Here is a 15,535-nt window from a genome sequence, read left to right as displayed (position 1 = left end):
TTATATGCCAAATTATTCAGAAAAACCCGTCATCATTTTTGATATGGACGGCACACTGCTTGATCTTGCCTATGATGATTTCATTTGGAATCATTTACTTCCAATCCGCTATGCGGAAACACATCATTGCTCATTAGAACACAGCAGGCACACCCTGTCCGAATTCTACCAAGAGCATAATCATACCTTAAATTGGTACTCTTCACGCTTTTGGACAGCTAAAGTCGGCGTAGATGTATTGGCGATGCAAATCGAACATAAAGCGCGCGTCGCATTGCGCGAAGGCTGTATTGAGTTACTGACGTATTTAAAAAATAATGGCTATCCAATATGGCTGGCGACCAATGCAGATGAAGCTGGACTTGCATTCAAGCTTGAAAAAACAGGCATTGGCAAATATTTTGACGTCATGGTCAGCAGTGAAACCTTGGGACATGCCAAAGAATTCCAACCCTTCTGGGAAAAACTGCAGGCCACCCATCCGTTCAATGCATCCTTCTGCTATTTTATTGACGATACCGAGAAAGTGCTGCATGGCGCAAAAAACTTCGGCATTGAAAATCTCTACAGCATTGCACAGCCATCTTCCGCCAATGCGCCAAGAAGCTCTTGCAATTACTCAATGCTGGACGCATTAACAGACTTAATCCCTATTTTAGAAAGCGCCGAGGAACAAAAGAAATATGCGTAAATCAAATCTGGCCGAAGATGCGGTCGGAATGCGTATAGACAAATGGCTATGGGCTGCGCGTTTTTTCAAGACCCGCTCCATTGCTAAAAATGCCATTGAAGGCGGTAAAGTCCATCATAACGGCGAGCGGGTGAAAGTTTCGCGTGAAGTCCGCGTCGGCATGGAGCTGACGATTGTGCAAGGCATTGAGAAAAAATCGGTTGTGGTTAAAGCGCTTTCCGATGTGCGCGGGCCTGCTCCCGCGGCACAGCTCCTATACGATGAAACAGAAGCCAGCATCAGCAAAAGAGAGTTGCTTGCATCACAGCGAAAGCTGCATAATCTGGCACGTCCAGATCATCGCCCAAGCAAAAAAGACCGGCGTGATATTGGCAAATTCAAAAGAGAAAATGATCAGCAGTTTGACCAAAATTGGTCTTATAATGATGATGAATAAAGAGCGTCACAATATGTCGCACGTGTTGTGATTTTTACTGTACATAAGGATAATTTCTGTCACTATAGCCCTGTGGAAAAAGTTTTAAGCACATACATCCACTTGAGTATATAGTTTGTGACATCGTATTGAGGTTGTAAGATGGATGATAATAAAAGCAAGGCGCTGAATGCGGCTCTCAGCCAAATTGAAAAGCAATTCGGCAAGAACACGGTAATGCGTCTTGGTGACAATACTGTTCAAGCTGTTGAAGCAGTATCAACGGGCTCGTTAACTCTAGATATCGCGCTAGGCATTGGCGGCTTACCTAAAGGCCGTATTGTTGAAATTTATGGCCCTGAATCTTCAGGTAAAACCACCATGACACTGCAAGCCATTGCGCAATGTCAAAAAAATGGCGGAACTTGCGCATTCATCGATGCCGAACATGCGCTTGATCCTCAATATGCCCGCAAACTGGGTGTAGATATTGACAATCTTTTAGTTTCTCAGCCAGATAACGGCGAGCAAGCTTTAGAAATTGCCGACATGCTGGTTCGCTCTGGCGCAATCGATATGATCGTAGTCGACTCCGTAGCGGCATTAACGCCGCGCGCTGAAATTGAAGGCGAAATGGGTGACTCACACATGGGCCTGCAAGCGCGCTTAATGAGTCAAGCGCTGCGTAAAATCACAGGTAATGCAAAGCGTTCAAACTGCATGGTGATTTTCATTAACCAAATCCGTATGAAGATTGGCGTGATGTTCGGCAGCCCTGAAACAACAACTGGCGGTAACGCGCTGAAATTCTATGCGTCTGTACGCTTAGACATCCGCCGTATTGGCCAAGTAAAAGAAGGCGACGAAATCATTGGTTCAGAAACCAAAGTCAAAGTCGTTAAAAATAAAATGGCGCCTCCATTCCGCGAAGCCATCTTCCAAATCCTTTACGGCAAAGGCGTAAACCATTTGGGCGAATTGATTGACCTCGCTGTACAGCAAGAAATCGTGCAAAAAGCTGGTGCATGGTATTCATACCAAGGCGATAAAATTGGCCAAGGTAAAAACAATACAATCCGCCATTTAGAAGAGCATCCTGAGCTTGCGCAAATCATTGAAAAAATGATTCGTGAGCAGCTTTTGACTACAGGCAATGTGCCAGTAGAAGACAAAGATGAAGTCGAGCCTGATTTTCTAGATGCTTAAGCTTTTTTGCTTAACGCAAGAATACTTAAACTTGAAAAGCTGACCGTATTGCCTTTTCAGGTTAAACTGGTAAACGCCCTTCGGGGCGTTTTTCTATCTAAGCATATGCCGCAATGAATGATCCAAAATTTCCTAAACTACTCGATTATCAAGCGCTGAAACAGCAATTCGGCGATGACGGCTACCAACCTGCTGCCAGCAGCGCAGCAGAAAACTCAGCCGCTGATCATGCCTTAAGTTTCGAACCAAAAGAAGCTGAGAAAAAACCGGGCCTGCAAGGCTCCCGTTTGCGTTCTTACGCATTTGCCGTCCTGACCCGCAAGGAATACTCCAAAGCTGAGTTGATTGAAAAACTGGCCTTATATGCAGAATCGCGAGAGGAAGTGACAACACTCGTGGATGAGCTTTCGCGTGAAAACTATCAAAGTGACCAGCGTGTCGCAGAAATCATGCTGTCCAGCCAGAAGCGCAAAGGCAAAGGCCCGAATCAAATTAAAATGAAGCTGAAAAATAAAAAAATTGATACTGCCCTAATTGCGGAAGAACTCAAAGAAACTGATTGGGTTCAGCAGGCTTACGAACTGAAAGTCAGAAAGTATGGAACCGAAGTCACAAAGGATCCTAAAATCAAAGCCAAGCAGATTCGTTTTTTAATGTATCGAGGATTTGAAATAGATGCGATTATAAAAGCGATTTCACGCAAAGATGATGATTTTCAATAAAGATAGGAAAAAACCAATACTGAAAGCAGCTTAGGCAAATAAAAAATTGAAAAAAAAGCTAATTGATATAAAAGCAGAGAAAAATCGAATTATTATATAACTGGTGGCAACCCTGCCAGCAAGCCTTCGGCACATCATAGGTCTACTACCGTTGCTACCTTCCGGTCCTGGCGGGGTTCGTAGATTACAATTGCGAAGTAACCAGCAGGGCTACCATTGCAAGAACAGAGTATAGAGATTTTTAATGAACTTGCAAGGCAAATTGCTGAATTTCACTAAACCACTCATTCATTTGATTATTTATACAGCAGATTGCCGGTTTTTGATGCAAAAACACCCTAAAACATCAGGAAAGGATTTACTTTAAAACACAACAAGTTTGCAAAAGATTATTGCTTTTCAGACCTTTGACGTTTTTAATGTGCTTATCTCATTCAGACAAAGATGAATTTTTCTTGCGAGAAATAAGACATCTGCAAAACAATACGGAAATTTTATGATGTTACGTAAGCATGTTTTGGGCGCCATCGCCTTATTATGCTCCGCCCCTGTTCTGGCAAATGTTCCGATTGAATCCCGCGGCTTAAGCCAAAGCAGTTCCAGTTACAGCTCGAATACCCCTGCAGCTTATGCTTCAGGCAGCAGCTCAGCAGACAGCACACCAGTTTCAACCAATTTGAACTGGCAGCTGATGCAGAAAAACCAGCAGCTGGAAAGTGACCTGCGCACGCTGCGCGGAAAAATTGAAGAACAAGACAATGAAATTTCTCAATTAAAAAATGAACTCACTAACCGCTATGCTGATTTAGATCAGCGCCTAGAATTACTGCAACAAAAAGTTGATCCAGCTTCAGAAGATAGCCATGCGGAGGATAACCAACAGGATACTGCACCCAGCGGCACTGCCAGCCAACCCGCAGCCTTAAAATCGCCAGCAGCAGCCAGCGCTGCGTCTCCTGTTCATACGCCTGCCATACAGCCGCCATCTGCGGGAAGTACACCGCAAACAGCCGCAGAACTGGATAAAGCCGCCTATACTGTTGCCTTGGATGCCTATAAGCAAGGTGGCGCCAAGAAAGCCATTGCGCCAATGCAGAACTTTATCAAAAACAACCCAAACAGCGTATATATCAGCAATGCCCACTTTTGGCTGGCAGAATTCAACCTTGCAATCGAACCAACCAACTATGCAGAAGCTAAGCGCAACTACAGCATTGTTGTCAACAAATACCCCAACTCATCACGCGCCTCACGGGCACTGTATCAGCTTTACAGCATAGCCAAAGATGTAGACCGCAATACAGCCCAAGCCGGACAGTATAAGCAAAAACTGTTAAAGAGCTATCCTCAGTCTGAAGAAGCCAAGTATTTTAAATAAGCGCATTAGAAATAAAAAAAACCGCCTTTAGGCGGTTTTTTTTATTGAGAAACTGTATTAACGCACAATACCGCGTTTAGACTGTTCTACAGAGTCAATCAGCAGCTGCGCTTCAGAAACTTCCGGTAAGATTTCTGCGCGGATCTTTTGAAGAGCTTCGTCTGTGGTCAGGCCTGACTTATAAATCAATTTGAATGCTTCCCGCAGGCCTTGAATCACATCTTTAGACCAGCCTTTACGACGCATGCCTTCAACATTCATTGCAAATGCATGCGCAGGATTGCCTGAAACCATAACATAAGCAGGAACATCCTTAAGAATAAGCGATGCGCCGCCAATCATGCTGTAAGAATCAATTTTACAGAATTGATGAATGCCTGAGTTGCCGCCGACAATTACATAATCGCCGATATGCACATGACCAGCCACGCCCACGTTATTTGCAAAAATATTATGGTCGCCTACAACGCAATCGTGCGCAATATGCGTATTCACCATCAATAAATTATAGCTGCCTACCTTGGTCAGGCCTTGATCTTGAACTGTGCCGCGGTGCAAGCTGCTATGTTCACGAATTGAATTATAGTCACCAATTTCCAGCCAAGTTTCCTCGCCTGCGTATTTCAAATCCTGGCAAACTTCACCGACACTGGCAAACTGAAAAATTTCATTGTTTTGACCAATACGGGTATATCCGCCAATCACAACATGTGAATGGATTTTTGTACCTGCGCCGATTGTGACATTTGGGCCAATAATCGAATATGGGCCAATCTGCACATCTGGCGCAATTACTGCAGATGAGTCAATAATAGCGGTTGGGTGAATAAATTCGTTATTACTCATGCTTGCTCTGTTTTCTGTTGCGTAATCATAATTTCCGCAGTCGCAGCGACAATGCCATCAACTGTAGCAATACAGTTGTATTTATAAATGCCGCGTTTCTGCATCACGAGCTCTGATTTTAAAACAAGCTGATCACCTGGCACAACCTGCTTTTTAAAACGAACGCGTTCTGCGCCTGCAAATAAGAAAATTTTGTCACTCGATGGTTTCTGATTATTCATGACAAAACCAAGAATGCCTGAAATTTGCGCCATTGCTTCAACAATCAGCACGCCAGGCATAATAGGAAAGCCAGGGAAATGTCCTTGTAAAAATTCTTCATTCATCGAGACATTTTTATAGCCGACAATGCCTGAATCCGTAATATCAGTCACACGGTCTACAAGTAAAAACGGATAGCGGTGCGGCAAATATTCACGAATAGTTTGAATTTGCATTGGCAGTTCAGGCTTTGTGAATGCGGGAGTATTCGACTCAGTCATCATAATTATTTACGCAATTTAAAAGTTGATTCAAGGGACTCTACTTGAGACTGCATATGATCAAGTTTTTTCATCAATTGGGTCAATGGCACATCTGCTAATTGTTTAAAGCGCACAGCTGCGCGTTTCCAATGCAGGCTTTCCAGCATAGGCGTGCCGGAAGAATAGCTTCCAGCTTCAGAAATACTTTTTGTGACCATTGACATCCCGGTAACTGTTACGTTATCGGCGATATTAATGTGGCCTACCACGCCTACCGCACCCGCAAAGATGCAGTTTTTGCCAATTGTGGTGCTGCCCGCAATACCGCATTTGGCTGCCATCGCCGTATTCGCGCCGACTTTAACATTGTGGGCAATTTGCACAAGGTTATCAAGAATGACGCCATCTTCCAAAATCGTGTCATCCAATGCGCCGCGATCAATACTGCAGTTGGAGCCAATGCGCACGTCATTTCCAATCCGTACAGAGCCCAACTGCGCAATTCGATGCCACTTGCCTTGGTATGGCGCAAAGCCAAAGCCTTCTCCGCCAACCACTGTATTGGCATGAATCCGCACCCGGTCACCTAATTTGCACTGCCCTGTCAGCACGACATGCGAATCAATCAAGCACTGCTTGCCAATTTCAACGCCATCATCAATTTTGCAGTGCGATTGGATGACCGTTTCATCACCGACCACACAATGCTCACCAATGACGGCATAATGGCCAATATAGGCTGAATCAGAAATAATTGCAGAGGCGTCAATTTGCGCTGTGCTTTCAATGCCTGTTTTTGTGTGCTTTTTCTCAAATACGTGCGTCAAAATTGCAAAAGCCAAATAGGGATTGGCAACCACAATAAAATTCTGTTTTGATTTAATTTGTTCTTTTAAGGCTGCAGTCACAATCAAAGCGCCTGCTTTCGACTGCTCTGCTGAATCAATATACTTCTCGGCATTTACAAAAGCCAAATGCTGTGGCGCTGCATGCTCTAAGCTGGCGAGGCCAGCAAGCTGAAGGTCATGCTGACCAACACACTCGCCTTGCACAAGACGAGCGAGTTTTTCTAAGCTGAAATTTTGAGGATTCATTGATTACTTGATTGCATTGACCTTTTGAATCATTTTATCAGTTAAATCATACTTAGGGTCATAGGCAAGCGCTGAATTTTTATTCAAAACAACATCAAGATTATTCTCTTTACGCAATTGTTCCGCCGCTTGCTTAATTCTTGAGTCCATCGTTCTATTTAGAGCCTGAATATTGGTCTCTACCGCACCCTGAACTTTTTGCTGCAAAGCATTCAGCTCTTGCAGTTTGCTTTGATATTGCTGAGTCATGGTCTTCTTTTCAGCATCAGACAATTTTGCACCTTGCTGCGCGCGCTGCTGCAAAGATTCAAGCTCTTTGGTTAAGCTTTCAATTTTTGAAGTTTGCGGCTTGATCTGCTGCTGCATGCTGGCATTTTGCTGCTTAATATAAGCACTTTGCTCAACAATTTTTTCTAAATCCACGATACCGTAACCTGCTGCATGGCTCACCGATGTACACAGCATGCTCAAGGCAATTGCGCCGCCAAAATATTTTTTCATATTATTCCCTGAGTTTAAGTTGTTTTTTCAGCCGAAAAGGCCGTACTTAGAAAGTACGACCAATTTCAAATTGGATTTCTTTGGTTTCATCACCGGCTTTATCATTCAGCGGGAATGCATAGCTGAGTGACAGTGGGCCAATCATCGTAATCCAAGTAAAGCCTACGCCAACACTGTAACGCATATTGTTCATGTCGAAACCGAAGTTATCTTCACAGTATTGCTTAGCATCTACGCCTTGATCATTTACGCCACCCGATAAATAAAGCTTACCAGATGGAATATCACATTGTGTATCAAAGACTTGAGCGCCTTCAGCAAACAACACCGGACGGACTTGGCGAGTCCAATCCCCTTTAAACGGCAACGGCAGCGCTAATTCAGCACCAAATTGCACTAAAGCATTACCGCCCACTTCTTCCGGATCATAATCTTTTTTATGCGATTCGTTATATGTCACACCAGGATATTTTGGCCCTAGCGTACTGTTGTCATAACCGCGCACCGAACCAAAACCGCCGGCGTAGAAGTTCTTAAAGAACGGCAAATCATTACCATAACCCAACTTACCATATCCACGCAGAACAAAATCTTTACCCAATGGGAAGAATGCCTGCGCGTCATAGGTCAATTTCTGATACTCAACATCGCTGCCTGGCAAAGCCACTTCAGCATTTATACGGTGCGACATACCGCTTGTTGGGAATACAGGACGGTTTAACGTATTGTATGACCACCCCAAGTTCAAATTGTATGTTAAAAAATCACCAGAAAATTCATCATCAAATGAAGTAAACCCAACATCTGCATTCGTACTGCTTACACAAAGGGAATCATCATAACCCGCAGGAATCGGGTTAGGCTCCACATAATTGGCCCCATCTCTCGCTTTTTCAATCTCACGCTGAGACATCAACCTATCAGTCGAACAGTATTGACCTTGCCCTTTGGCCTTTCCGCCATTTTTAAGCAAATAGTCACGAACATAGGTGGACACATAAGGTCCTGTCGTTACTTCCGTTTGGTCAATATTCAAACCGGCGCTGATGCTTTGATTTTCATCAATTGGATAACCAAAGTTGATCCCGCCGCCAAAACTGTCTGTTACGTAGTTGTTAACGTTATAGTCATCATTCAGTTTTGTTTTGCGGTAGTACATATTGTAACCGCGGCGCACACCATCAATGGTAAAGTACGGATCCGTTACACTGAGGTTATAGTAATCTTGAGTCTCAGAACGCGACAAATCCACAGAGACTGAATTACCTGTACCCAAGAAGTTCGTTTGGCTTAAGCCAGCCTGGAACGTTACACCGCCGCTTTGCGAGAAACCAACCGCCAATGTACTGGTGCCTGAATGCTGCTCTTCTACATTCACGTTCAAATCAATCTGATCCGGTGAGTTTGGAATGCGCGCAGGCTTAATATCAACAGTTTTAAAGAAGCCCGTACGCTCTAGGCGTACTTTAGACAAATCAATTTTTTCATTGCTTGCCAGTGCGCCTTCCATTTGGCGCATTTCACGACGCAGGACTTCATCTGCAGTTTTAGAGTTGCCGGTAAAGTTAATGCGGCGAACCTTCACTTGCTGACCTGGATTAATATAGTAATTTAAATCAACAACTTTAGTTTGATTATTAATTTCAGGCACGACGTTTACTTCGGCAAAGTAATATCCCGCATTACCGTATTTGCGCAGCATAAGCTGCTTCACGCCATTCACTTTTTCCTGTGAATATAAATCACCATCTTTATACAGCTGCAATGGCTTCAATTCATCTTGCGTATAAAGCGCATCACCCAAAAATTTAGTTTGGCCAAATTTAAACTGCTCGCCTTCATCAACAGTCACTTCAATAAAGACATGCTTTTTGTCTTCACTTAAGTTCAGGCTTGAATTGGTGATATTGAAATTGATATAACCTTTATTCAAGTACATTGCACGCAATGCTTCCAGGCTAGCCGCCATTTTTTCACGCGCATAGCGGTCATTGCGTGAAACAACTGAGCTCCAGCCACTTTCTTTAACAGCAAAGGCTTGCTTAATTTCGCTATCTTTAAATACTGTATTGCCAATGATATTGATATCAAAGACTTTAGCAGCTTTGCCTTCCTCAAATTCAATCAATAAATCTACACGGTTATTCGGCTTAGGCGTGGTGGTTACAGTCACGTCCGCATCATAGCGGCCTTGCTGCATGTACTGCTGTTCCAGCTCGGTCTCAACAGTCTGCAATGCAGACTGCTTTAACACTTCACCTTCAGCCAACCCCATTTTTTTCAAGCCCTCTTGGAGCGCTTCTTTAGGAATCAGCTTATTGCCCTTCATTTCAATTTTAGAAATGACAGGGCGCTCGACAACCTTAAATACAAGCGTATTGCCTTCCTGAGCCGCTTTAATATCATCAAACAGGCCCGTGGCATATAAAGTACGTATCGCATTCGCAATCACTGGGTCATTAACGCGGTCACCGCTAGTCACCGGCAGCATGCCGTATACGCTTTCTGGCGTTAAACGGACCAAGCCGTCTACTCTTACATCCTGTACGATAAAATCATCTGCCGCATATACTTGTTGTGCTGCTGTCATAGCACTAACCAGTGCCAGAGGCATAAATAAATGTGTGTGCTGCATGCCAGTCTTTTCCGCTGTTAATTTATTTCATCTTCTATGCATTTTATAAACGCATAAAATCATTAAAAAGTGCCAGCAGCATCATGCTGCCAAGCAGTACCATACCAATTTTCAGTCCAACCAATTGTATTTGTTCAGAAACAGGTTTACCACGAATTAATTCAACCAAATAGTACACCAAATGTCCGCCATCCAGCATTGGAATTGGCAGCAAATTTAGAATCCCCAAACTCACGCTCATCAGCGCCATGAATGAAATAAAGGTTTGCCAGCCCATTTCCGCACTTTGACCTGCGACTTTCGCAATAGTGATGGGCCCTGACAAGTTATCGAAACCAATCAGCCCGCGCACCATTTTGACAATGGAATTCAGAATCATACTGGAAATTTGCCCAGTTTTATCCACTGCCATTGTAAACGCTTCTACTGGGGAATATTGTATGGTCTGCTTATATTCCGCAGGAATTGTGACTTTGCCTGGATCGCTCTGCACTCCCAGCACACCCGTCACCTTACCCATATTGTCCCGTTTACCTTGCGGCATAACCTCAAGATGAAGCAGTTGATTATTTCTTAAAACATCAATCTTGAGCAATTTTTCAGGAGATGCCTGTACAACCTGCACCACATCAAACCACTCATTCATTTTTACGCCATTGATGGCAACAATTTTATCGCCAGATTTCATGCCCTGACGAATCGCAGCGCCGTCTTTGCTGACGTCAGTCACGACTGCCGGCAAATGCGGGCGGTAAGGAATGAAACCTACAGCATCTAATGGTGATTGAGATTGATCTTTTAAAAAACTTTGAATCGGCAAATTAAAATTCTTGGTTTCACCCGCACGCTCTGCAGCAACGGTAATGCTGCCAGTTTCGCCGACACGGTCTACCAAAGCAAAGTTTAATTTTTCCCAAGTTGATACTGGCATGCCGTCAATTGCAGTAATTTTATCGCCTGCATGCATTTGCGCGGCAGCAGCCGGTGTATTCGGCAATACCTTGCCGACACGCGTGTTCAATTGCTCTTGCGCAGGCAGCAATAGAATCCAAAAAAGTACAACTGCAAATGCCAGATTGATCAGCGGGCCTGCAGCTACGATTGCAATTCGCTTCCAGGGATTTTGACGGTTGAATGCATAAGGCAAGTCCTGCTCAGCTACACTGCCTTCACGCTCATCGAGCATTTTGACATAACCGCCCAAGGGCAATGCAGAAATTTGGTATTTAATGCCAGACTTCTTCGATGTCCATTTCAGCAATGTTGGACCAAAACCAATGGAATACACTAAAACCTTTACGCCCAGTTTACGCGCAACAATGTAATGGCCAAATTCATGTATCGCAATGAGCGGCCCTAACAAAAAAATTGCAGCGAGTATAATAAACAAGGCATTCATCGTTTCAGCTTCCTTTATTCATTACAAATTGCTGAGCAATAGCGCGCGCCGCCTGATCAGCCTGCAAAATTACATCAATCGTGTCAGCTGCAGCATTTTCCATCCGATTCAGGGTTTGCTCAACAATTTGAGGAATCTGAGTAAATCCTATCTGATTATTTAAGAAAGCCGCAACTGCTATTTCGTTCGCTGCATTTAAAATTGCTGGCGCCAGGCCACCCGATTTCATGGCTTGACGCGCCAGTTTCAGCGCAGGAAAACGGGCCGTATCCGGTTCTTGGAAATTTAAATGTGAATTTGCGAACAGATCCAAAGCAGGCACATGCGTCTGTATGCGCTTCGGCCATGCCAAAGCATGAGCGATTGGCGTACACATATCAGGGTTGCCCATTTGCGCCAAAGTTGAACCATCCACATATTGAACCATGGAGTGAATGATACTCTGCGGATGAACAACAACTGTTACAAAATGTTCTGAAATTGCAAAGAGATGGCAGGCTTCAATTAACTCTAGCCCTTTATTCATTAAAGTAGCTGAATCTACTGAGATTTTTTGACCCATCGACCAGTTCGGATGCTTGCATGCCTGTGCAGGTGTCACACTTTGCAGCTGTTCAATTGTATGATTTAAGAACGGGCCGCCTGATGCGGTCAGCAAAATACGGGAAACCCCCATTTTAGGCTGGCCATTGCGTTCAGCTTGAAAATACCCATCCGGCAGACATTGAAAGATCGCATTATGTTCAGAATCCACTGGCAGCAAAGCAGCATGGTGATCTCTTGCCGCCTGCATCATAATATCGCCAGACATGACCAGCGCTTCTTTATTGGCTAACAGCACCCGCTTGCCCGCTTTGACCGCAGCCAAAGTCGGCAGCAAACCCGCAGCGCCTACAATCGCCGCCATCACCACATTTACTTGCGGATGTTCAGACACAGCGATCAATCCAGCTTCGCCATGCAGGATTTCAATCTCTGTTAAACCGTCTTGAATCAGCAGCTGATGCAGCTCATCTACTTTATGCGATGGCACAACAGCGATTTTCGGCCGGTACTGTTTGCAAATTTCTGCCAATTCTACAATTCTGCTATGCGCTGTGACTGCAAAAACGGAATACTCTTCAGGGTGGCTGTCCAAAATTTTTAGGGTACTTTGACCAATGGAACCTGTGACACCCAATATGCAAACAGACTGTGACATCTATAAATCTACACCTATAAGTTTTAAAACATATACGCCTGCCGCAAAAATTGGCGCAGCAGCAAGCAATGAATCAATACGGTCAAGCACGCCGCCATGGCCTGGCAAAATTCGGCCTGAGTCTTTAATGCCGGCGCGGCGCTTAATCATTGATTCAAATAAATCACCCAATACTGAACTGAATACCGTAATGACTGAAAGAATAAGGAAAAGAACATGCTCGGCTAAACTTAAATCCAAGTAAAGCACTTCAACAGCAATCACAATGACCATGGCCGTTGCAATACCGCCATATAAGCCTTCTACAGATTTATTCGGGCTGACATCTGGCGCAAGTTTTTTCTTGCCCAATTTACGCCCGACAAAATATGCACCGCTGTCTGCGCCCCAAACCAGCAGAAACAGGTACATCAGCCACCACGGGGAGCTTTGCCAAACAGCAAATATCGCCGTAACGGCTGCAGAAACGAGAATTAAACCAATAAATTTTAATGAGTTATTATACCAGCTGTCATAGTCAGGATATGACTTCACCCAATAAACACTTAAGATCCAGGTGAAAATAGAGGCAATCCACAGCAGCAATGCAAAATCGCTGTACTGCAAAGCCAATGCAGATAAAACTGCAGTCACCAATCCATAGCCCCAGGCAAACGGTTTGATTACATTTTTTGATTTTCTAGGCATGAGTTTAAACCACTCATATCCAGCAACCCCTGCTGCAATGATCATCAGCATATACATTGGATAATGTGACTGCGCAGCAAACATACAGCTCAGTACAACTGCGACCAAAACCAATGCGGTAATAATCCGCTCTAACATTTATTAATTCTCAAGTTGCTCTTGTTGAACTTGCTCTGAAGTTTTACCAAAGCGGCGTTCGCGCCCTGCAAAGACAGAAAAGGCATCATCCAATTCTTCAATGGTAAATTCAGGCCACAATGTTTCCGTAAAGTACAGCTCAGCATACGCCGCCTGCCACAACAGAAAATTTGAAAGCCTAAAATCACCGCCTGTACGAATTAACAAATCCACAGCCGGCAGGTCATTCAAGCTGACATATTGACCAAACAGGTCTACATCAATTGTTTCAATATCTATTTTTTTACTGAGGACATCTGCCGCAATCTTTTTTGCAGCCTGCGCCATATCCCACATTCCGCCATAACTGATCGCGATCGTTAAAGTCATGCTTGTGAACTTAGCAGTACTTTCTTCGGCATGCAACATTAAGTCACAAAGCTCCGCTGACAACCGCGAGCGGTCACCAATAAAACGCAAAGCGATATTAAATTCTTCCATGCGCGGCAATTGCTCGCGAATGGTTTCTTCAAGCAGCTTCATCAGCAAATCAACTTCAAACTGAGGCCGATTCCAATTTTCACTTGAAAAGGCAAAAACAGTTAAAGCTTGAATATGATGAGAACGGCAATGCTCAACGATTGGATCCAGGACGCTTTTACCTTCGCGGTGCCCATCGCCTTTCTGCATTTGATTTTTTTTGGCAAAACGGTTGTTGCCATCCATGATGATGGCAACATGTTTTGGAAGACAGGAAGTTTCTTCAGTTGAAGTCATTAAAGCTTAGACCTTCAACAATTCAGCTTCTTTGGCAGCTAAACGCTTATCAACTTCTGCAACAAATTTATCCGTGATTTTTTGAATGTCATCACTTGCACGGCGCTCATCATCTTCAGAAATTTCTTTTTCTTTCAATAATGCTTTGATATCGCCAAGCACGTCGCGGCGGATGTTGCGGATTGCAACTTTAGCGTTTTCCGCTTCGTTACGCGCAACTTTCTGCATATCGCGGCGTGTTTCCTCAGTCAATGCAGCCATTGGCACTCGGATCGCATCTGCAGTAATTGGGTTTAGGCCCAAATCTGATTCACGGATAGCTTTATCAATGGCAGCAACCATTGTGCGTTCAAACGGCTGAACCAGAAGTGTGCGTGAGTCTTCAACACCCACGTTCGCTACTTGGTTTAATGGCACGTCTGAACCATAGTAAGGAACCATCACACCATTTAAGATAGATGGGTGCGCACGGCCTGTACGTACTTTAGCAAAACCATGTTCTAAAGACTCTAAAGTCTTATTCATGCGGTCTTCGCTGTCTTTTTTAAGATCGTTAATCATGTGATCTTCCTTACTTAATTTTAAAAGATGTAATTTACAAAATAGTTTGCAGTATAAAACGCTTTCAGGCTCACGTCATTATTTGGTAACGTGAGTACCCTCTTTTTCGCCCATAACAACAGAAAGCAATGAACCGTTCTTATTCATATCAAATACTTGAAGCGGCACATTGTGATCACGGCATAAGCAAATTGCGGTTAAGTCCATTACACCCAGCTTTTCATCAAGCACTTGGTCAAACGTTAATGTGTCATATTTAACAGCATCATCGTACTTGCTTGGGTCTTTGTTATACACACCGTCAACTTTTGTCGCTTTCAAGATCAAGTTCGCTTCAATTTCAATACCGCGCAAGCAAGCTGCTGTATCCGTGGTAAAGAATGGGTTGCCTGTACCCGCAACAAATACACACACTTCACCTTGAGTTAAATGACGGATCGCATCACGGCTAGAATATGATTCAACGACCGCGCCAATCGGCAAAGCAGACATTAAACGGGTTTTGATGTTGCGGCGGACCAAAGCATCACGCAGTGCCAACCCATTCATCACTGTTGCCAGCATACCCATTTGATCGCCAGTTACACGGCCAACCAAGCCGTCTTGCTGCAGCTGACTGCCGCGGTACAAGTTGCCGCCGCCCACAACGATACCCACTTGAACGCCTAAACCGACTAAATGCGCAATAGCCAAAGACATTTGATCGAGCACTTGCGCATCGATACCCATCTCTTTGTTGCCTGCAAGCGCTTCGCCTGACAATTTCAGCAAAATGCGTTCATAACGCGGTTTTTTTGAGTCCATCATCTAAAATACCTATATCTAATCTAAAATTTTATTC

16 protein-coding genes and 1 other RNA gene are annotated in these 15,535 nt (G+C 44.0%); 5 read left to right on the top strand and 12 right to left on the bottom strand.

Going from position 1 to position 15,535, the window contains the following annotated elements; all coding sequences use genetic code 11:
* Window positions 1–4: 4 nt before the first annotated feature.
* The 4 genes from JZ784_RS04310 to JZ784_RS04295 all read left to right on the top strand — a co-directional run bounded on the left by JZ784_RS04310 (window position 5) and on the right by JZ784_RS04295 (window position 3,034).
* Window positions 5–691 (top strand): HAD-IA family hydrolase, encoded by a 687-nt coding sequence (locus tag JZ784_RS04310; protein WP_346313928.1) that lies wholly within the window; start codon window positions 5–7, stop codon window positions 689–691.
* Window positions 684–1,127: a S4 domain-containing protein gene (locus tag JZ784_RS04305; RefSeq protein WP_005010335.1), complete on the top strand. Its 444-nt coding sequence runs from the start codon at window positions 684–686 to the stop codon at window positions 1,125–1,127. Before JZ784_RS04310 ends, JZ784_RS04305 begins: the two co-directional genes overlap by 8 nt.
* Before the next feature lie 141 nt (window positions 1,128–1,268).
* A complete protein-coding gene (recA, locus tag JZ784_RS04300) occupies window positions 1,269–2,312 on the top strand; it encodes a recombinase RecA (protein ID WP_346313927.1) in 1,044 nt (347 codons plus the stop codon).
* Between the two features lie 113 nt (window positions 2,313–2,425).
* Entirely contained in the window at window positions 2,426–3,034 is a 609-nt protein-coding gene (locus JZ784_RS04295; protein WP_346313926.1) for a regulatory protein RecX, read from the top strand.
* A gap of 110 nt (window positions 3,035–3,144) precedes the next feature.
* Here JZ784_RS04295 and ffs read toward each other — a convergent pair.
* Window positions 3,145–3,241: signal recognition particle sRNA small type (ffs, locus tag JZ784_RS04290), an RNA gene on the bottom strand.
* Window positions 3,242–3,530: 289 nt separating this feature from the next.
* Between ffs and JZ784_RS04285 the strand changes: the two genes are divergently transcribed.
* Window positions 3,531–4,412, top strand: coding sequence for a YbgF trimerization domain-containing protein (locus tag JZ784_RS04285; protein WP_346313925.1), 882 nt, complete (start codon window positions 3,531–3,533; stop codon window positions 4,410–4,412).
* A gap of 57 nt (window positions 4,413–4,469) precedes the next feature.
* Here JZ784_RS04285 and lpxA read toward each other — a convergent pair whose 3' ends face one another.
* From lpxA to pyrH, 11 genes are all read right to left on the bottom strand, one after another.
* Complete coding sequence (lpxA, locus tag JZ784_RS04280; protein ID WP_346313924.1) at window positions 4,470–5,258, bottom strand: acyl-ACP--UDP-N-acetylglucosamine O-acyltransferase; 789 nt, start codon at window positions 5,256–5,258, stop codon at window positions 4,470–4,472.
* Window positions 5,255–5,740 carry a 3-hydroxyacyl-ACP dehydratase FabZ gene (gene fabZ / locus JZ784_RS04275; RefSeq protein WP_067665768.1) on the bottom strand — a complete coding sequence of 162 codons (486 nt, stop codon included), beginning with the start codon at window positions 5,738–5,740 and terminating at the stop codon, window positions 5,255–5,257. Before fabZ ends, lpxA begins: the two co-directional genes overlap by 4 nt.
* A 5-nt stretch (window positions 5,741–5,745) precedes the next feature.
* On the bottom strand, window positions 5,746–6,816 hold the full coding sequence (gene lpxD / locus JZ784_RS04270) for a UDP-3-O-(3-hydroxymyristoyl)glucosamine N-acyltransferase (RefSeq protein WP_005010353.1): 1,071 nt from the start codon (window positions 6,814–6,816) through the stop codon (window positions 5,746–5,748).
* A 3-nt stretch (window positions 6,817–6,819) separates the two neighbouring features.
* Window positions 6,820–7,317: an OmpH family outer membrane protein gene (locus JZ784_RS04265; RefSeq protein WP_005010357.1), complete on the bottom strand. Its 498-nt coding sequence runs from the start codon at window positions 7,315–7,317 to the stop codon at window positions 6,820–6,822.
* Between the two features lie 46 nt (window positions 7,318–7,363).
* Window positions 7,364–9,952 carry an outer membrane protein assembly factor BamA gene (bamA, locus tag JZ784_RS04260; protein WP_346313923.1) on the bottom strand — a complete coding sequence of 863 codons (2,589 nt, stop codon included), beginning with the start codon at window positions 9,950–9,952 and terminating at the stop codon, window positions 7,364–7,366.
* 43 nt (window positions 9,953–9,995) lie between these two features.
* A complete protein-coding gene (gene rseP / locus JZ784_RS04255) occupies window positions 9,996–11,351 on the bottom strand; it encodes an RIP metalloprotease RseP (RefSeq protein WP_346313922.1) in 1,356 nt (451 codons plus the stop codon).
* A gap of 4 nt (window positions 11,352–11,355) precedes the next feature.
* Window positions 11,356–12,552 (bottom strand): 1-deoxy-D-xylulose-5-phosphate reductoisomerase, encoded by a 1,197-nt coding sequence (ispC, locus tag JZ784_RS04250; RefSeq protein ID WP_346313921.1) that lies wholly within the window; start codon window positions 12,550–12,552, stop codon window positions 11,356–11,358.
* Window positions 12,553–13,377 carry a phosphatidate cytidylyltransferase gene (locus tag JZ784_RS04245; RefSeq protein ID WP_005010365.1) on the bottom strand — a complete coding sequence of 275 codons (825 nt, stop codon included), beginning with the start codon at window positions 13,375–13,377 and terminating at the stop codon, window positions 12,553–12,555. It lies immediately after the preceding gene.
* Window positions 13,378–13,380: 3 nt separating this feature from the next.
* Window positions 13,381–14,133, bottom strand: a complete 753-nt coding sequence (gene uppS / locus JZ784_RS04240) for a polyprenyl diphosphate synthase (RefSeq protein WP_005010366.1) — start codon at window positions 14,131–14,133, stop codon at window positions 13,381–13,383.
* Window positions 14,134–14,139: 6 nt separating this feature from the next.
* The gene (gene frr, locus JZ784_RS04235) at window positions 14,140–14,694 is read right to left on the bottom strand and encodes a ribosome recycling factor (protein ID WP_005010367.1); all 555 of its coding nucleotides are present in this window, start codon (window positions 14,692–14,694) and stop codon (window positions 14,140–14,142) included.
* A gap of 78 nt (window positions 14,695–14,772) precedes the next feature.
* A complete protein-coding gene (pyrH, locus tag JZ784_RS04230) occupies window positions 14,773–15,501 on the bottom strand; it encodes a UMP kinase (protein WP_005010368.1) in 729 nt (242 codons plus the stop codon).
* Between the last annotated feature and the right edge of the window lie 34 nt (window positions 15,502–15,535).

The sequence above is a fragment of the Acinetobacter sp. CWB-B33 genome, from assembly GCF_039655955.1.
In the GTDB taxonomy this organism is placed as follows: domain Bacteria; phylum Pseudomonadota; class Gammaproteobacteria; order Pseudomonadales; family Moraxellaceae; genus Acinetobacter; species Acinetobacter bouvetii.
Note: the sequence above shows the minus strand (reverse complement) of the source record. Positions and strands in the feature narration are given on the sequence as shown.